The sequence below is a fragment of the Candidatus Nanopelagicales bacterium genome (genome assembly GCA_037045355.1).
Taxonomy (GTDB): domain Bacteria; phylum Actinomycetota; class Actinomycetes; order S36-B12.
On sequence record JBAOHO010000003.1, the window covers coordinates 1 to 17600 of the forward strand.

At 63.5% G+C, this 17600-nt stretch carries 14 protein-coding genes and 1 tRNA gene; 5 read left to right on the forward strand and 10 right to left on the reverse strand.

What is annotated here, in order from left to right; genetic code table 11:
* The coding region (locus tag V9E98_00445) for a hydantoinase B/oxoprolinase family protein (protein MEI2715466.1) at nucleotides 1-3110 on the forward strand (3110 nt) is incomplete at its 5' end.
* On the opposite strand, the gene V9E98_00450 is transcribed toward V9E98_00445, so the two are convergent.
* Nucleotides 3099-3174: transfer RNA gene (locus V9E98_00450), tRNA-His, on the reverse strand. The two genes, V9E98_00445 and V9E98_00450, sit on opposite strands and share 12 nt — an antisense overlap.
* A 76-nt stretch (nucleotides 3175-3250) precedes the next feature.
* The gene (orn, locus tag V9E98_00455) at nucleotides 3251-3853 is read right to left on the reverse strand and encodes an oligoribonuclease (GenBank protein MEI2715467.1); all 603 of its coding nucleotides are present in this window, start codon (nucleotides 3851-3853) and stop codon (nucleotides 3251-3253) included.
* A 342-nt stretch (nucleotides 3854-4195) separates the two neighbouring features.
* Between orn and V9E98_00460 the strand changes: the two genes are divergently transcribed.
* Nucleotides 4196-4825 (forward strand): hemerythrin domain-containing protein, encoded by a 630-nt coding sequence (locus tag V9E98_00460; GenBank protein MEI2715468.1) that lies wholly within the window; start codon nucleotides 4196-4198, stop codon nucleotides 4823-4825.
* Between the two features lie 88 nt (nucleotides 4826-4913).
* Here the strand turns inward: V9E98_00460 and V9E98_00465 are convergent, their stop codons facing one another.
* Nucleotides 4914-5789 carry a universal stress protein gene (locus V9E98_00465; GenBank protein MEI2715469.1) on the reverse strand — a complete coding sequence of 292 codons (876 nt, stop codon included), beginning with the start codon at nucleotides 5787-5789 and terminating at the stop codon, nucleotides 4914-4916.
* Nucleotides 5790-6090: 301 nt separating this feature from the next.
* Between V9E98_00465 and V9E98_00470 the strand changes: the two genes are divergently transcribed.
* Both V9E98_00470 and V9E98_00475 read left to right on the forward strand, forming a co-directional pair.
* Nucleotides 6091-7401: a C69 family dipeptidase gene (locus V9E98_00470; protein ID MEI2715470.1), complete on the forward strand. Its 1311-nt coding sequence runs from the start codon at nucleotides 6091-6093 to the stop codon at nucleotides 7399-7401.
* Entirely contained in the window at nucleotides 7401-8645 is a 1245-nt protein-coding gene (locus V9E98_00475) for a zinc-binding dehydrogenase (protein MEI2715471.1), read from the forward strand. The genes V9E98_00470 and V9E98_00475 overlap by 1 nt, the downstream gene beginning before the upstream one ends.
* On the opposite strand, the gene V9E98_00480 is transcribed toward V9E98_00475, so the two are convergent.
* The 4 genes from V9E98_00480 to V9E98_00495 all read right to left on the reverse strand — a co-directional run bounded on the left by V9E98_00480 (nucleotide 8599) and on the right by V9E98_00495 (nucleotide 12375).
* Nucleotides 8599-9222 (reverse strand): DNA-3-methyladenine glycosylase, encoded by a 624-nt coding sequence (locus V9E98_00480; GenBank protein MEI2715472.1) that lies wholly within the window; start codon nucleotides 9220-9222, stop codon nucleotides 8599-8601. The two genes, V9E98_00475 and V9E98_00480, sit on opposite strands and share 47 nt — an antisense overlap.
* A gap of 57 nt (nucleotides 9223-9279) precedes the next feature.
* Entirely contained in the window at nucleotides 9280-10074 is a 795-nt protein-coding gene (locus tag V9E98_00485; protein ID MEI2715473.1) for a hypothetical protein, read from the reverse strand.
* Nucleotides 10075-10129: 55 nt separating this feature from the next.
* Nucleotides 10130-10834: a dienelactone hydrolase family protein gene (locus V9E98_00490; GenBank protein ID MEI2715474.1), complete on the reverse strand. Its 705-nt coding sequence runs from the start codon at nucleotides 10832-10834 to the stop codon at nucleotides 10130-10132.
* Between the two features lie 176 nt (nucleotides 10835-11010).
* Complete coding sequence (locus V9E98_00495; GenBank protein ID MEI2715475.1) at nucleotides 11011-12375, reverse strand: aspartate aminotransferase family protein; 1365 nt, start codon at nucleotides 12373-12375, stop codon at nucleotides 11011-11013.
* Nucleotides 12376-12968: 593 nt separating this feature from the next.
* Here V9E98_00495 and V9E98_00500 point away from each other — a divergent pair.
* Complete coding sequence (locus tag V9E98_00500) at nucleotides 12969-13916, forward strand: DUF3089 domain-containing protein (protein ID MEI2715476.1); 948 nt, start codon at nucleotides 12969-12971, stop codon at nucleotides 13914-13916.
* Between the two features lie 289 nt (nucleotides 13917-14205).
* Here V9E98_00500 and V9E98_00505 read toward each other — a convergent pair whose 3' ends face one another.
* The 3 genes from V9E98_00505 to V9E98_00515 form a co-directional block, all read right to left on the reverse strand.
* Entirely contained in the window at nucleotides 14206-16302 is a 2097-nt protein-coding gene (locus V9E98_00505) for a site-specific DNA-methyltransferase (protein MEI2715477.1), read from the reverse strand.
* A 238-nt stretch (nucleotides 16303-16540) separates the two neighbouring features.
* Nucleotides 16541-16774, reverse strand: a complete 234-nt coding sequence (locus V9E98_00510; GenBank protein ID MEI2715478.1) for a hypothetical protein — start codon at nucleotides 16772-16774, stop codon at nucleotides 16541-16543.
* Between the two features lie 271 nt (nucleotides 16775-17045).
* Nucleotides 17046-17258: a hypothetical protein gene (locus V9E98_00515; GenBank protein ID MEI2715479.1), complete on the reverse strand. Its 213-nt coding sequence runs from the start codon at nucleotides 17256-17258 to the stop codon at nucleotides 17046-17048.
* Nucleotides 17259-17600 lie beyond the last annotated feature (342 nt).

Consider the following 17600-nt stretch of genomic DNA (forward strand, 5'->3'; position numbering starts at 1 on the left):
GTTGGCGGTTGTATGTCAAGCAGGTCGCGGACGCCCTGCCCGGCGTCTCGCTGTACTTCATGCAGTCGAACGGTGGGCTGGCGCAGGCCGCCGGTTTCCGGGGCAAGAACGCGGTGTTGTCCGGCCCGGCCGGCGGGATCGTCGGTATGGCGCAGACCTCGTTGGCCATCGGGTTCGACAGGGTCGTCGGTTTCGACATGGGCGGAACCTCGACGGATGTGAGCCACTTCGCCGGTGAGTACGAGCGCACCTTCGACAGCCGAGTCGCCGGCGTGCGCCTGCGGGCTCCCATGCTGGACATTCACACCGTCGCCGCCGGTGGGGGATCGATACTGTCGTTCGACGGAAGTCGGTTCCGGGTCGGGCCCGAGTCCGCCGGCGCCGACCCCGGACCTGCGTGCTATCGACGTGGAGGCCCACTCACCATCACGGATGCCAACGTCATGCTGGGACGAGTCCGCCCTGATCACTTCCCGGCGGTGTTCGGACCGGGCGCCGATCAACAGTTGGATGCTGCTGTCGTCGAGCGGATGTTCACTGACCTGGCGCAGCATGTCAGCGACACGACCGGTCAGGTCCGCAGCGCCCACGACGTCGCTCTTGGGTTCATCGACGTGGCCGTGGCGACCATGGCCGATGCCATCAAACGGATCTCGGTGCGCAAGGGTCATGACCTGCTCGATCATGCTCTGACGTCGTTCGGGGGAGCAGGCGGACAACACGCGTGCGCCGTCGCTGAGGCGCTCGGTGTCACGACGGTCATCGTTCCTCCTCGCGCGGGTGTGCTGTCCGCGGTGGGGATGGGTCTGGCCGATGTGAAGGGAATGCGGGAACGAACGGTGGGGCAACCCCTGGAAGAACTGACTCCCGATCACTTGGCCGCGATCGCTGAGGAACTCGCCGTCGAAACGCTCGACGAGATGGCCCCCGCAGAGGACACGGCGCAGACCATCAGACGTGTCTACGTGCGCTACCAGGGAACCGACACGTGGACTGCCGTCCTGTTGGCCGGGCACGCTGAGATGACCGCGCAGTTCCGGGAGGTGCATCGCCGGATCTTCGGGTTCGACCTCGACAGGCCAGTGGTCGCCGAGGCGGTCTCCGTCGAGGTCACGGTCCCTACTGAACAGTTCGCCGTGCAGGAACACCCCGACGGCACAACCCGGGACAGTGGCTCCGGGCCGGACAGTGGCTCCGGGCTGGACAGAGGCTCCGGGCCGGACAGAGGCTCGGTGCGGGACCGAGCAGTGACCACCGGCGAGGTCTGGTTCCCCGACGGTCCCCATGAGGTGCCCATCTGGCGGCGCACGGACATCGGGATCGAGAGCACGGTGGCCGGTCCGGCGCTGGTGGTCGAGCCCGATGGAACGACCGTCATACCTGCCGGATGGTCGCTGCAGCGAGTGCCCGCGGGACACCTGCTGATCTCACGCGATCAACGACGCCTCCCTGACGCCACCTCGACCGGTATCGATACAGAGCAAGCGCCGGATCCGGTACTGCTGGAGATCTTCAACAACTTGTTCATGTCGATTGCGGACCAGATGGGAAGCCGGCTGGCGGCCACGGCGCAGTCGGTCAACATCAAAGAGCGGCTCGACTTCTCGTGTGCACTGTTCGACGCGACCGGGGCGTTGATCGCGAACGCTCCCCACATGCCGGTTCATCTGGGTTCCATGGGGCGGACGGTGCGCGAGGTCATCGAACGCAACGCCGGACTCATGGTCCCGGGCGACGTCTACGCCATCAACGACCCGTATCACGGTGGCACCCATCTGCCTGACATCACCGTGGTCAGCCCGGTGTTCCCCCAGCAGTTGGGGCTGCCGGCAGACACCACCCCGTCGTTCTTCGTCGCCTCCCGCGGACACCACGCCGAACTGGGTGGGATCACCCCCGGATCCATGCCCGCGTTCAGTACCACGCTGACCGACGAAGGAGTCCTGTTCGACAACTTCCTGCTCGTTCGTGACGGTCGGCTGCGCGAGGAGGAGTTGTACGCGTTACTGCGCCGGGGGCCCTATCCATCGCGGGACCCGGACACGAACATCGCGGACCTGCGGGCGCAAGCGGCGGCGAACGCCAAGGGAATCGACGAACTTGCCCGGATGGTCGCGCACTTCGGGGCCGACGTCGTCGATGCCTACATGAGTCATGTCCAGGACAACGCTGCGGATGCGATCCGGCGCGTCCTCGACGAAGTGTCGGACGGCACCTATCGGTACGAGATGGACTCCGGTGCCGTCATCCAAGTCTGCATCACCGTCGATCGGGTGCGACGGCGAGCGGTGATCGACTTCTCGGGATCCACCCAGCAACTGCACACCAACTTCAATGCTCCGACGTCGGTGGTGACGGCCGCGGTCCTGTATGTGATGCGCACGTTGGTCGAGGACGACATCCCGCTGAACGATGGTTGTCTGCGCCCCATCGACATCGTGGTACCGACGCCGTCAATGCTCGCCCCTGAGCCACCCGCGGCCGTCGTTGCGGGGAACGTCGAGACCTCGCAGGCGATCACCGGTGCCCTGTACGGGGCTCTCGGGGTGCAGGCAGAGGGCTCCGGCACGATGAACAACCTGGTCTTCGGCAATGAGGACGTGCAGTACTACGAGACGATCGGATCGGGGTCGGGTGCTGGCGACGGATTCCCGGGTACTGACGCGGTGCAGACCCACATGACGAACTCGCGGCTCACGGATCCCGAGGTGCTGGAAGCGCGCCTGCCGGTGTGGGTGGAGGACTTCACGATCCGGCGGGGCAGTGGCGGAGTCGGACGTTGGCCCGGAGGAGATGGGCTGGTGCGGAGACTGCGTTTCCGGGAGCCGGTCACCGTCTCGGTGTTGTCCGGTCATCGCCGGATTCCGCCCTACGGGATGGACTGGCGGGTCACCGGGGGCGCTGGGTCGAAACATCGTGGAGTACGCCGGAGGCGCCACTGTCGAACTGCCCGGCTGCGATTCGGTGGCGCTGGGCGTGGGGGACGCGATCGTCGTGGAGACTCCCGGCGGCGGGGGATTCGGGGAGCCGGACTGAGCGGGCAGTCGAGGGGAGGCGTGCGGCAGCGCTGTGGGCGCACTGAGTCCAGTGGCGCTGGGTGGGGTGAGTGACGGGACTTGAACCCGCGACATCCTGGACCACAACCAGGTGCTCTACCGGCTGAGCTACACCCACCATCGCCGGGCCTGAGCCGCGGCGCCCCAAGTGTAACCGCCGCCGTTGCGGAGGTGGGTGATCGGGAGTAGGCCGGTCAGGAGGAAGGTTCGGCGCGGGGCACCGGCGCGATCGCCGCCTCGCGGTAGTAGCGCAGCTCAGCGATCGAATCGAGGATGTCACCCATTGCGCGGTGGTTTCCGGTCTTCTGTGGTGACGCGTAGTACACCGGCGGGTACCACCGTTTGAGCAGTTCCTTGATGCTCGAGACGTCGATGACCCGATAGTGCAAATGGGCGTCGAGTTCGGGCAGGTCGCGGGCGAGGAAGCCCCGATCCACGTAAATGGTGGATCCACCGAGGGGTGCCTTGCGTGCTTCGGGCACGTGGCTGCGTACGTAGTCGAAGACCATTCGACCGGCCTCGGCCAGCGTCACCCCAGTGGGGATCTCGTCCGTGAGACCCGACTCCTCGTGCATCTGCACCACCACCGGATCCATGGCCGCCCAGGGCTCGTCGGGGGGCTTGATCACGACACTGACGCCCGCGTCGACAGGGGTCAGGTCCCCTTCGGTGACGACACACGCGATCTCGACCAAGGCATCGCTGGTCAGATCGAGACCGGTCATCTCGCAGTCGATCCAGACGATGCGTTGGCCGGGGTCGGGTGGCCGCGTCGCTGCCGCAGTGTGCTCGGTCATGCAGCACACCCTATCCGGGTCGGCCCTATCCGCGATCGCGCGTCGGCACTCTCCTGTCGGATACCGTGTCGGCACTCTCGTGAACCGTGCTGGTCATTCCAAATCCGTGTCAGACCAGCGCTGACCCGGCTCCAGCCCGGTGGCACCGGTCCCGGCGGAGTGAGTCCCACCGGTGGCGCGTCAGGGCAGGACGTCGGGCGACCGTAGGGAGGGAGGGGCGGTCGAGCCGGGCGTTCGTGCGAACGTCTTCTGGTGACATCTCGTGGGGACGTACTCTCGAGGACGTACTCTCGAGGACGTACTCTCGGGGGCAGATCCAGTGCGCACGACGGAGGAGCGGTCATGTCAGTGATGGGTGATCCCAGCATGAACACCAATATGCATCGGGCTTTCCAGCGCGAGATTCCGCGGCTGCAACGAGGTCTGCAGCGCGCCAATCTGGCTGACGCGAGGCAACGGGAGGGCCTGGCAGCCCGCTACAAGTTCTTCTCCGACACCCTGCACCATCATCACGAGGGCGAAGACATCTACCTCTTCGCAACTATCCGCGGCGATGCCAACGCCGACGAGGTCGCCGTATTGGATGCGATGGAGGCGGAACACACCGCCCTGGTCACAGTCCTGGGCCGACTTGATCGTGAGTTCGCGAACCTGTCCGCCGACTCCGACAAGACATCGATCTCGGCAGACCTGGATGAACTACTACGGGAACTCAGCGCCCACGGAGATCACGAGGAGCGCGAAGGCGTGCCGATCATCCAGAAGTACTTGACCGAGTCCAACTACAAGGACTTCCTGAAGTTCAATCGTTCAGCCCCCACCGCATCACTGGTCTTCCCTTGGATGTGCGACGGCGCTGACGAGAAGATCACCGCGCAAACGTGGGGAGTCATCCCCGCACCGGTTCGGTTGTTCCTCAAGCCGACGATGACTCGCAAGTACAACAAGTTCACGACCCAGTGCGGGGTCTGACGCCGCGCGCTACAGGTTCAAGTCGGCGCCGACGTGGCTGATGCTCCGACGGCGTAATCGACCGTTTCTTGCGCTTCAGCCTTCACCTTCAGTGGACGATCGCCACCGGGCACTTGGCGTGATGCATGACGCCGTGTCCCACCGAGCCCAGCAGCAGGCCCACGAACCCACCACGACCACGCGAACCGACGACCAACAGCGCGGTGTGGTCCGACAACTCGGTGAGCACATGCACCGGAGCGCCACGCTGCACGTCCTGGATCACCTTCACGTCCGGGTAGCGCTCGGAGTGCCCTGCCAACACTTCAGCGGTTGTACGCATCTCATTGCCCTTGATGTCCGCGAGGAGTTCAGGCGGTGAGAATGTCGGGACTCCCGTGATCGCACCGATCGGTGGAACCTCCCAGGTGTGGACCACACGCAGAACATTGCCGCGCCGGCTCGCGTAGTCGTATGCGAAGTCCAGAGCCTTCAGTGCATGCTGCGAACCATCGACCCCGACGACCACTTCCTTGGCCTTAGGGTCGGCGCGGTGCCGCACCACGACCGCCGGGCAAGCGGCGTGGGTCGAAACCTGGCGAGAGACGCTGCCCACGAGTAGCGCATTGAATCCGCTCCGACCGTGGGATCCGAGGACCAGCATGGTGGCCTCGTGGGATTGTTCGACCAGGCTGGCGGCAGGCGGCCCCGCCAACACGACACCCTGGATACGCAGATCCGGATTGAGGGCCTGAGCGGCAGTCATGGCCTTCTCCAGGGTGTCGTCCGCGTCGATGCGCAGACCATCCATGAGTCGGGCTTCGTACGACCCGCCCGCGCCGGTTCCGAAGGCGACAGGCGGCAGACTCCAGGTGACCACGATCTTCAGAGGCAGGCCTCGATCGGCAGCAGCAACTACTGCCCATTCAAGGGCCAATTCAGACGCGGGCGAACCGTCGTATCCGAGGACGATGGGTTCAGACATGGCGCACCTCCCAGGTGTGGTCTTCTCCTCCAGGCTAGATTCCTCCTCTCTGTGTCATCGGCAGTCGAGGGTCGGTAGTTGGGGCGCAAAGGTCCCGATCCGATGGGACTTTCGGCAGGGTCCGAGTCCCCCTCGAGCGCCCGGCCTCGGTGCCCGTGTCGTCTCGTGGTATGTCCTCGTCGTCTCGTGGTCGGTCTTCGTCTCCCTGATGGTTCGGTCCTCGTCTTCGTTGGTGGTCGGTCCTCATCTTCATGTTCATGTTCATGTGGTCAGTAGGGTGGGCTGCGGGAAGGGAGCGGTCATGTGTGACACGTTCGTCGCCCTCGGCGATTCGACGGCCGACGGTTCGGTGGTGTTCGGCAAGAACAGCGATCGGGAACCGAACGAGGCCCATGAGGTGACCATGGTGTCCGCGGGTGAACATCCTGACGGGTCACGGGTGCGATGCACTCACATCTCGGTGCCTCAAGTGCGCCGGACTCATCGGGTCCTGCTCGCCAAGCCGTACTGGATCTGGGGTGCGGAGATGGGCGTCAACGAACGCGGCGTTGTTATCGGCAATGAAGCCCTGTTCAACCGCGGGACCCGCGAGGATTCCCCAGGCCTGATCGGAATGGATCTGCTGCGACTCGGGCTGGAACGAGCCGACACCGCAGCTGAGGCGGTGGCTGTGATCAGCGAACTGCTGCAACGTCATGGTCAGTCCGGGCAAGCCGGGCACACCCACGACTTCCAGTACGACAACAGCTTCATCGCGACCGATCGCACGGAAGCGTGGATCCTTGAAACCATGGGCCGGGATTGGGTGGCTCGCCGCGTCACCGATCGGGCGTCCATCTCCAACGGGCTCACCACGCGCACCACGTGGGACTTGGCGTCGGTGGGCATCAGCGACGGCACTGATGTGGCCAGGCAGTTCGCCGAGCCGGTCTACACCCGATTCGCCGACGCCACGGGACGCCAGTGCCGCACCACCGATGCCCTCGACGAGCGCCGGGGTTCCCTGACCGTCGCCGATGCCATGGATCTGCTGCGCCACCATGACAGCACCGACGCCGCCTGGAGCCCCTCCCGTGCGCTGATCGGCCAGGACGTGTGTATGCATGCCGGTTTCGGACCGGTGCGCTCCAGCCAGACCACCGGCTCGCTCGTGGCCCGACTCGGTGACGATGGCGTGACTGTCTGGGTCACCGGTGCCTCAGCGCCCTGCACGGCCACGTTCACCCCAGTGTGGGTGGACATCGATCCGCCGGATTTCGGGCCACGGCCCCGCGGCTACTTCGACCCGGACACCAAGTGGTGGCGCCATGAGTTGCTCCATCGGGCCACTCTGCGCGACTACCCCCACCGGATTCGGGTGTACGGCGCAGATCGGGATGCCCTGCAAGAGGATTTGCTCAACACGGTGCCCGCGGCGAATGCCCCCGCCGCAGAGCGGGCGGCGTTCAGTTCAGTTGCGCTCGAGCGAGTAGAACGTGCCGAGTCCGAGTGGCTGAACGCCGTGTCGCGAACTCCCGTGGACGTGCCGTTGACCGATCGCCTCAGAACCGCCCCTTATCGCCGGGCCTGGGATTCGTTCGACCGACAGGCCCGTATGCCAGAGGAGAATTGATGCGCGCTGTCATCGCCACACCCACGACGCCTCGATACCTGTGGACGGCGGCCGCGGGCCGGGTCCGGGGCGGCGCCGGCTGGGGACCCGGCGGCATCCTGCAGTTGGCCGACGACCTGCCGGCACCCTCCCTGCCCGCGGGCCCCGGCTGGGTGCGTCTGAAACCGGAACTGTCGGGGATCTGCGGCAGCGATCTGGGCCTGGCTCATGCCCGGATCTCTTTCGTCCTTAGTGCCATCTATCGATCCGATCGCATGATTCCCGGACATGAGAGCGTCGCCGTGGTCACCGAGACCGGACCACGCTCCCGGCTGCGGGTGGGCGATCGGGTGGTGGTCGACCCTCTCATGCCGTGTGCGGTCAAAGGATTCGATCCCGTCTGTGCGACGTGTGCTGCCGGTCAGCCTCACCTGTGCGAACGGTTCGATGAGGCTGGTCCCGTCGTTCCCTGTGTGGCGCCGGCCATTGGATTCACCGATGTCGTCGGAGGTGGGTGGGGGCAGGAGATGGTCGCTCACGACTCTCACTGCTACGAGGTGGGGCAGTTGCCGTCCCGCCGGGCCGTGCTCGCCGAACCGGCATCGATCGGGCTGCATGCGGCGTTGCGTTGGCGCCGCACGGGAGATCGGGTCGTCGTTATTGGCCCCGGGACCATCGGTCTCTTGGTCACCGCCGCCTTGCGCATGTTGCACCCCGACCTCGACATCGCGGTCGTCAGTCCGGGGGAGTTCGGGGCGGCGAAAGCCATGGCTGCGGGCGCCGACCGCACATTGCCGGCCGGTGCGGCGGCGGTGCAGCAGTTGGCAGACAGTGACGGAGGCCGGGTGCTGCGGCCCCGCATGACCCGAATACCTGTGCTGGAACACGGTGTCGACGCGGTGTTCGACTGTGTCGGCCACTCGGACACCATCGACTTGGGTCTGCACATCCTGCGGCCGCGCGGGACGCTGATCTTGGTGGGCGCCGCCGGTCGCCAGAACGCTGACTGGTCGCTGGTGTGGCACCGCGAGTTGCAGGTCGTGGGCACCGTGTTCTACGGACCAGAACCCGATTTGGGGCGCAGCACCTTCGCGCAGGTCCGCGAGTGGCTGTCCGATCCCGGATATCGCGTGGACGGCCTGGTCACGCACATCGCGGACTTGGATGACTGGACGCAGGCGTTGACGACCGCGAGTTCGGGGCCCGCGGCGGGCGCAGTCAAGGTGACGTTGCGACCGAACCCGGACCTTCCTCTGGTCGAGTAAGAGAAGCGCCGGACCTGACGCTGACACTGGGATCGCCCGTCAGCCACCATCGCCAGGGGCGATCGGTGTCTCGGCTGATCCCGATGCGGCGCCCGTACGAGATCGGGCCGACAGGCGCGGTCGTCTCCTGCAGTTGCAGCAGTCCCGTACCGTCCAGTGGCGTGCCGCTGGCGGCCAGTGAGACCCCGGTGACTTGACCGAGTCGCCCTGGCCCGCTCGCCAGCCGGTGATCGGGTCCGGCCGCAGCCCCGCGCCGGTGTCGGGCGAGATCGACGTTGCCACTGACCTGCGCGGCGCGTAGCAGGACCCCACCCGCAGCGCCTGATTCATGCGCGACGATGTTCAGGCAGCGATGTACCCCATAGCTGAGGTAGACGTACAGGTGTCCGGGCGGCCCGAACATGGCGGCGTTGCGTCGGGTCCGACCCCGCCCCGCGTGGGATGCGTCGTCTTGGCCAGGTCCGGCGTACGCCTCGACCTCGACGATGCGCAGGCTGATTCCGTCGTGGGTGGTCACCCAGTGGCCGAGCAGTCGAGGTGCAGCGACCTCGGGTCGTTCGTGCAGGAACCCGAACATGATCGAACTGACTGGCGCGTCTGTGCCCGGGAGCGTAGCGACGTCCGACGCGCCCGGTCAGGACGCGGAAGGCGCGGGAGCTGAGGGGGCTGGAGCGGTGGGGACCTGCGGCGCAGCACTTTGCAGCGTCGTGATGTCCACGACCTCGGCCTCCGGCGGAGGTGTGATGGTCACCGGGGCGTTCCAGTCGCTGAGGGTCATCGAACCCTTCGTGCCTTCGGGGGCCTCGATCAGCAGCGGGTAGGGCTCACCGACAGTGGCGATCCACAGAGTCGCCTGCTTGCTGGTGAGGCCGATCGCGGGTACGCCGTTGATGTCCTTGGTGTCGCCCTTCTTCATGTCGGAAGGCGCATTCAGCGTCGAGGCCGCGAAATCCTTGACCGACCCAAGACCGGCGAACGTCTGCGCGGCAGGATTGTCCTTGGGCACTGACAGCCACTTACCGGCAACGTCGGCTTCATTGGCGCCCAGGCTCTCGGCGAACCCGCCTCCCTTCACGTAGTAGGCGGTGGGCGTGGCCACCACCTGGACCGGCTCGCCCCCGGGCTGACCGAGTGTGCCCTGCGAGCCTTCGCTGCTGATGGTGAGGTCAGTCAGAATCTCTTGGCCCTGGGCCTCGGTCACGAGTTTCACCTTGACGCTGGTGGCCGATTCCGCAGCGGTCTTGGCCTGCGCGAGGATCTCGTCGGGTTTGAGGTCCTGAATCCCGTTCGGGGTCGCCGAAACGCTGGGTGCAGCACTTGATGCAGCGCTGGAGGGGTCGGACGAGGTTCCCGATGAACTGCAGGCACCGAGCCCGCCGATGACCAGAACTGCGGTGGCCGTCACTGCGGCGGGGGTACGGAGCCTCATGGTGGCGGTCCTTCCGGATTGGTCCCGCCAGGGTAGTGCCCGGGCCGGTGGGGCCTCAGCGCAGGGTCTGCTCGAACATCGCGAGGATCCGCTCCCACGCATCGGCGGCAGCAGTGTCGACGAACCCCGCGTGCATACCGCGAGTGAAAGGCGCGGCCCACTTCGGCGCCGATGAGTGATTCATGAACGAGTGCCCCGCCTCCGGGTACTCCTTGACGTCATGGGGCACGTCGGCACTCTCCAAAGCGGCTTCCAACTGGGCCGCGGCGCCGACCAGTGAGCCGTCGCGGGCGCCGTAGGACGCGACCATGGGGCAACTGCCCGCCACGGCGGCCGCGAGGTTCTTGGGCAGGCGCCCGTACTGCGCTGCCGAGACATCGAAGCCCTGGTTCGCCATGACGATGGCGAACCCGCCGCCCATACAGAAGCCGGCGATCCCGACCTTGCCTGTGCAATCGTCACGTCCTGCCAGCCAGTCGCGCACCGCCAGGATTTGTTCGGCCGCCGGTCCCTGGCCCGACGACATGGAGCGAGCCACAGAGACCAGGCAGGAGATCCGGTTGCCCCGGGCCAGGAGGTCGGGGGCGAAAGCGAGGTAGTCCTCTGCTGCGAAGCGATCGGTCAGCGAGCGGATGTCGTCATTCAATCCGAACAACTCGTGGATCACCACGACGGCCGGCCACGGCCCCTCGCCGTCCGGGACCGCGAGGTAGCCGGGGATTGCACCCGCCGTGGTGGCGGCAGTCAGGTCGGTTCTCATGGCCCCACCGTAGTGCGGAGACACCGTCGTGCGGACACAGTGTGGTGCGGTGACGCAGTCGGACGCGGGGAATGGCCAGCTCCGGCGTCGCCACCAGCGGCACATGCGGACTGTGCCGCCCCTGGCGCTCCAGTCGCCCAACCCCCACACTCACAGATCCGGGCTGAGAGCTGTGCTCAGCCTTCGTAGTAGGAGTCGATGTCGGACAGTGCCTGATCCAGGATCTCCAACCCCTCGCGGGCCTCGTCGTCGGTCACGACACACGGAGGCACGACGTGGAGGCGGTTGAAGTTGGTGAACGGCAGTAGACCGCGGGACACGCAGGCGGCCGTCAGTGATGCCATCGCCTCGCTGGTTCCCCCGTACGGTGCCAGCGGCTCGCGGGTCGCGCGATCCGTGACCAGGTCCAGCGCCCAGAAGACCCCCAGGCCACGCACCTCGCCGATGACCGGGTGCTTGTCCGCCATCTCCCGCAGCGCGGGACCGATCACCGACTCACCGATCGCCCGAGCGTTCTCGACGATGCCGTCGTTCTTCATAGCCTCGATCGTGGCGAGTGCCGAAGCGCACGCGAGCGGGTGTCCGCTGTAGGTCAGGCCCCCGGGGAACACGCGTTCGTCGAACGTCGCCGCGATCTCATCGCTGATGATGACGCCCCCCAAGGGGACGTACCCGGAGTTGCTGCCTTTGGCGAAGATGATCAGGTCGGGCTGGGCATTCCAGTGGTCGATGGCGAGCCACGCCCCGGTACGGCCGAAGCCGGCCATGACTTCGTCGGCGATGTAGACGATGCCGTACTTGTCGCACAGTGCCCGCACGCCATCGAGGTACCCCGGTGGGGGGATCAGCACCCCGGCCGTGCCGACGACCGTCTCGATCATGATGGCCGCCACGGTGTTCGGCCCTTCGAACTGGATGACCTGCTCGAGATGCTGCAGGGCGCGCTGGCATTCCTCTTCGGCGGAGGTGGCCCAAAATGCGCTGCGGTAGAGGTAGGGGCCGAAGAAGTGGACGTGGCCGTAGGCGAACTCGTTCGGCCAGCGGCGTGGGTCACCGGTCGCGTTGATCGCGGCGCCCGTATTGCCGTGGTAACTGCGGTAGAAGCTCAAAACCTTGTGCTTGTTGGTGTGTAGTCGCGCCATCCGGATCGCGTTCTCGGCGGCATCCGCCCCGCCGTTGGTGAAGAACACCTTGTTGTGGTGCGGCGGCGCCAGCTTCGTGATCGCTTTGGCCGTACGACCGCGCACTATAGAGGCATGCTGAGGGGCCAAGGTGACCTGGACCGCGGCCTGGCCCTGGATGGCCTCAACCACTGCGGGGTGTTGGTGGCCGATGTTGGTGTTCACCAACTGGCTGGAGAAGTCCAGGAATGAGTTGCCCTCGAAATCCCAGATCCGACTCCCAGACCCGGACGCGAACACCCGTGGATTCAGGGCGCCCTGCGCGCTCCACGAGTGGAAGACATGGGCGCGGTCAAGAGCGAAAGCCTCCGAATTGCTTCCTTCAGCCCAGGGGTTAGCGACGGATCCGTGTTCTGTCATGGCGTGAGCATATGGGAACCGCAGTCTGGTGGAGAAGTCCTGGACGGGTCATGCAGGAGTCATAGCGATGTCAGGGGGAGTGATCGCGATTCGCCGGGCCCCGGGCGAATTCAGGTCCCCGGCCATAGGATCAGGCAACACCAACCGCACCGAACTAATCCGCCGCACAGACCGAACCCGCCGCACAGACCGAACCCGCCGCACAGACCGAACCCGCCGCACAGACCGAACCCGCCGCACAGACCGAACCCGCCGCACAGACCGAACCCGCCGCACAGACCGAACCCGCCGCACAGACCGAACCCGCCGCACAGAACGAACCCGCCGCACAGACCGAACCCGCCGCACAGACCGAACCCGCCGCACTGGAGGTCCCATGTCCCGGTTCCCGATCCTCGCCGTCCTGGCGGCAGTCCTGGGTGCCGGTCTGCTCATTCCGACCAGCTGCGTCAGCTCGTCCTGCTGCGACTGACGCGGCGATGGCGGCAGGAGCCGGTGGGACGGTGTGGCTGTGCCGACCAGGTCGATCTGACGACCCGTGCGCGGGGAGGCTGACGACAACCTGGCAGTCGGACGACGGCCCCGACCGGGTGGTGACTCCGCGACGACCGGCCCAGCGCCCGGTCGACTGCTTCTATCTGTATCCGACCGTCAGCGAGCAGCAGACGATTGTGGCCAACCTCGACATTGACCCGGAACTGACGTCCATCGCTCGCTACCAGGCTGCGCGGTTCTCGTCGGTGTGCAAGGTGTACGCCCCTGTCTACCGTCAGATCACGTTGGCCGGTCTCGGTGGCCGGGCCACGGTCGAAGACCGGGAGATCGCCTATGCCAGCGCCCGAGCCGGATGGCGAGCGTACCTGCGTCATCACAACCACGGTCGTGGTGTCGTCCTGATCGGTCATTCACAGGGCAGCAGCATGCTGCGCCGGCTCATCACGGAGGAGATCGAGCCGCGGCGGCAGGTGCGCCTGCGCGTCGTCTCGGCGATCCTGGCGGGCTCGGCAGTGGCGGTGCGCAAGGGCAGGGTGTCCGGCGGGGACTTCACCGAGTTCCCCGGGTGCACCCGCCCGGGGCAGGTGGGGTGTGTGATCTCGTTCGCCACCTTCGGCGAAACGCCGCCTCCCGAGACGCTGTTCGGAGTTCTGCGCACGCGTCCGGGTACGACGACACCGTGGGGCCCCCGGTTCGAGGCGCTGTGCACCAATCCGGCGGCCCTGGGCGGGGGCGCAGGCACCTTGGTGTCGCTGTACCCGTCCACCCCCTTGTTCGGATTGCTGGGCGGCGCGGCCGAGTACCTGTTCAACGGTGACCGACCGCGAGCGCGGACGCCGTGGGTCTCACCGTCAGCGCGCTACCGGGGGCGGTGCGTCACACGTAACGGCGCGCATGTCCTGCTGGCGACGCCGATCGGTGACGCGCCGCAACTGCGGGCGTCGCCCACTCCCGAGTGGGGGTTGCACCTGGTAGACGTGAACTTGGCACTGGGCAACCTCGTACCCGTAGTCCGCCACCAGATCCGCGCCTACGATCAGAAGTGACGACCCCTGCGGAGGTGGCGGACATGAACCAAGATCAGTTCGACAAGATGCGGACCGGAGCAGGATTCATCGCTGCGCTGGATCAGAGTGGAGGGAGCACGCCGAAAGCGTTGCGGCTGTACGGCGTCGACGAATCCGAGTACTCCGACGACGCGCAGATGTTCGACCTCATCCACCAGATGCGAACTCGGATCATCACCGATCCGGCTTTCAACGGCGATCGGATTCTCGGGTCGATCCTTTTCGAGCAGACCATGGATCGCGACATCGACGGCCGGGGCTCTGCTGACTACCTGTGGACGGTCAAGCAGGTGGTCCCGTTCCTGAAAGTCGACAAGGGCTTGGAACCCGAAGCCGACGGCGTCCAGGTGATGAAACCGATGCCCGGCATTGAGGGCCTGCTTGCCCGGGCCATCGACAAGGGGGTCTTCGGCACCAAGATGCGATCGGTCATCAAGTCGGCGATTATGACCTCAACTTCCAAAGATTCCGACAACAGATCGGTGATCTTCACCCGGATCGTCCCGGCATCTTTCGGGATCGCGTAGCTCCCCGCCACCAGCCCGTCCTTTTCCGGCACATCGACCAGCACCGGTTGCAGCACCGCCCCGTCATAATTCCAGTCGATCATCACCGATTCCACCAGCTCGCGCCATTCTTCCACGCTTTCCGCCTGCAAGCTGAGCTTGGAGAGCAGATTCATCGGATAGAATGCCTCAATCACCAGTTGCCCGCCCTTGGCCACGACTCTGGCCTCGGCATCGCGCTTGAACTGCAATTCCTGCTTGTCCCTGAGAATATCCACCACTTCCACATCAATGCGGTAGCCATTCTGCTTCACTTCGCCTTGCAGAACCGCCGCCAGATCAGGCTCATGCCCCATACAGACCAGCGTGATTTTCTCCACTGGCTTATTGGGCTGCTCCCCTTGCCGCCGCTCAAACGCTTTATAATCCATATTGGCCAGCAGATCATTGAGGTCAGCCCGTGTCGCAATGCGGTTCACTGGCATCAGCTTCACCATCCGCCCGTCCTTCTCACCGTCAAACACATGGCCGGGTGCGAGCCGGTTGATTTCCAGCGCTTCCAGCAGCAGATCACGCGCCTGCACCGGGTTACGGAACACATCATAATGGTTGACGTTATAGACCTCGAAACCGGGATAGAAGACGGTCGGCTCGATAACAGTGCTTATCGCCTCTTCTTCCTCGCCATCTAGCTCATCTGGAGTAATGAGCAATTCAGGCTGGGTGGGTGCTTTGATCGGTTTAGCTTCAAGCTCTTTGGCCATGCTTAAAAGCCGCTTGGTCGTGATCTGCACCGCCCCCAGATTGATGTCCGCCCCGATAAAGCGCCGACCTAATTTCATGGCTACCGCCTGCGTCGTACCGCTGCCCATGAAGCAATCAAAAACCAGATCGCCAGGGTTAGAGGAAGCCCGGATAATGCGTTCAACCAAGGATTCAGGCTTCTGAGTCGGATATCCCAGACGTTCAGAAGAATTATTATGCATTAACTTGATGTCAGTCCATATATCTTGCAATGGTCGGCCCGTGACATCATCTTCAAATCGTTTAAGGCGAGGCATACCACCATCTTTTTGGGGCCAGTGAATTTTACCTTCGGCATCCAATCTATCTAATTCAGATGGAACGACTTTCCAGTGATTTCCCTTATCACTTGGATTAATCCCTCGCCATGGCTTACCAGTTTCTCCTCTCCTGATCCCTCTTGCCGTTAGGTCTCCTCTTGCATATCTTCGCCCAGTTTCTTCATCTACTTGATCAAAAAATTGTTCAATGTAATCTTTGGAAACTTCACCAAAATGTTGGTTCCAAACATAGCTTTCTTGCTTTTTATAAAAGAAAATAGTGTCATGTATTGTGCCGAATTTATTAGCATCATTGTGTGCGCTTATACGCTGCCACACAATTTCATTAATATAATTGCTGCTACCAAAAATCTCATCCAACAATATTTTGAGATAGTGAGAACGGTTGGGGTCACAATGCAAATAAATTACCCCGTTTTGCGCAAGCAATTCACGCAACATGATGAATCTTTCGTACATGAATTGTAAATACTCATCATTATTCCAAATATCCGTATACTGCTTTTCCTCAAAACCATTGTATTCACTACTTAATCTAGTTCCTCTAAGTGAGATTACTTTTTTATAATCCGCTTTAGAATCAAAAGGCGGATCAATGTAGATAAGTTGCACCTGCCCCCGATATTCCTTGAGTAGGTGGCTCATCACCTGGAGATTATCGCCCCAATAGATTTTATTGCGCCAGCCTTCTACCTCCGGCCCATGCGTTTCCTTATGTTGTGCCGGGTAATACTGCGTAGAGCTAAAAGGCCGTTTACCGCGCCAGTGCAGCATCGGATAACCCTTGATCGGCTCAAACCGGTACTCATCGACCGATTCCAGCCGGTGTCGTGTCCTTGAGTCCTAACGTTCCTTGCTGTCCGCTCATCCTTGGCCCCTGAATTTCCAGTTTTTGGCGTCACAATAGTGGCGCATATCGCATTCCTTACATAGCGTTGCCGGTCGTTCGGCAAGCGCAAAATCTTTGCGTTCAATACGGCCCACCACCAGATCGAAGGTTTCTACCGTCTGTTCAATCGCCCTGGTATCCTTGGGAAACGTGATCGTCGGGTTGCCACTCTCTTCGCTGGTGTAATACAAGATGCGTCTTGCTCACCTTCTGCCCCGTCCTCTCTTCGACCAGATGGGCATAGACCTCCAACTGGCGGCGATACCGGTCAAGCTTAAGGCGGTCCTTGGGTGCATTCACATCCAGCTTCTTCTCGGACTTGAAATCCACCAGTTCCACCGTATTGCCCTCACCCACGGATCAGGTCGACTAGTGCCTTTCAGGATATAATCATCCTTGACCAGCGACACATCCACCTCCGCCTCGCTGAATACGGCTCCAGTCCCCTCCCTGACGCCGGAAATAGCGCAGCACATGCTCCAGCGCGATCCGCTTCTGCGGCAGGGCGAGATAAACCCGCTCCTTCTTGGTCAAGGATAGGCATAGTTCGTATCAAACCAGTGCCTCAACCTGCGCTCCGCGGAGAGGCGGCTTTCCTCTCCCCGCAGTACGCGCCTTATGAATATCCTCAATGGTCTGATGCACGAGCTGTACCGAACAGGATCGGGCTGGTGCCGTTTACCGGCGCAAAGGCCAGTTCCTTGAAAAAGCGGTACTGTTCGGCACAATTCTCAAACAGCGTCAGGTGGGAAGTAAAACTATACTCCCGCTTGAGATTAACCTCTTTCACCGTTGCAAGCGGCACCGCTTCCGGTCGGAAGCGCGGGTCGCGCCAGTCCACAGCCCGGTCATAGAGTTCACTGAAAAACCGGGACGGCACCTCTGCCCTCTCTCCCGGTTCTCCATTGCCGTTAATACGAGCAGATTCTGTTGCCGCGGGAAAATGCAGTATAATAAAGCCGCCGGAAATCGTAAAACTTGGTCAGCTCCAGCGGCTCAAACACCGGCTTGGAAAGATACCCTCCGGCCAGCAATTCATGCCCAGATCGGTATGCTGCTTGCGTGGCACCGATTCCAGCGATCCCACAATGACCACTGGGAATTCCAGCCCTTTGGACTGGTGGATGGTCCAGGAACGAGCACGCAGCCGCTTGGCGCATATTCCGCCTCATCCTCATACTCA

What these genes read in the sequence shown, in the direction of transcription:
- orn (MEI2715467.1), bottom strand. Translation starts at nt 3,853, where the DNA reads ATGACCGAGCACACTGCGGCAGCGACGCGGCCACCCGACCCCGGCCAA.
- V9E98_00460 (MEI2715468.1), top strand. Translation starts at nt 4,196, where the DNA reads ATGTCAGTGATGGGTGATCCCAGCATGAACACCAATATGCATCGGGCT.
- V9E98_00465 (MEI2715469.1), bottom strand. Translation starts at nt 5,789, where the DNA reads ATGTCTGAACCCATCGTCCTCGGATACGACGGTTCGCCCGCGTCTGAA.
- V9E98_00470 (MEI2715470.1), top strand. Translation starts at nt 6,091, where the DNA reads ATGTGTGACACGTTCGTCGCCCTCGGCGATTCGACGGCCGACGGTTCG.
- V9E98_00475 (MEI2715471.1), top strand. Translation starts at nt 7,401, where the DNA reads ATGCGCGCTGTCATCGCCACACCCACGACGCCTCGATACCTGTGGACG.
- V9E98_00480 (MEI2715472.1), bottom strand. Translation starts at nt 9,222, where the DNA reads ATGTTCGGGTTCCTGCACGAACGACCCGAGGTCGCTGCACCTCGACTG.
- V9E98_00485 (MEI2715473.1), bottom strand. Translation starts at nt 10,074, where the DNA reads ATGAGGCTCCGTACCCCCGCCGCAGTGACGGCCACCGCAGTTCTGGTC.
- V9E98_00490 (MEI2715474.1), bottom strand. Translation starts at nt 10,834, where the DNA reads ATGAGAACCGACCTGACTGCCGCCACCACGGCGGGTGCAATCCCCGGC.
- V9E98_00495 (MEI2715475.1), bottom strand. Translation starts at nt 12,375, where the DNA reads ATGACAGAACACGGATCCGTCGCTAACCCCTGGGCTGAAGGAAGCAAT.
- V9E98_00505 (MEI2715477.1), bottom strand. Translation starts at nt 16,302, where the DNA reads ATGCTGCACTGGCGCGGTAAACGGCCTTTTAGCTCTACGCAGTATTAC.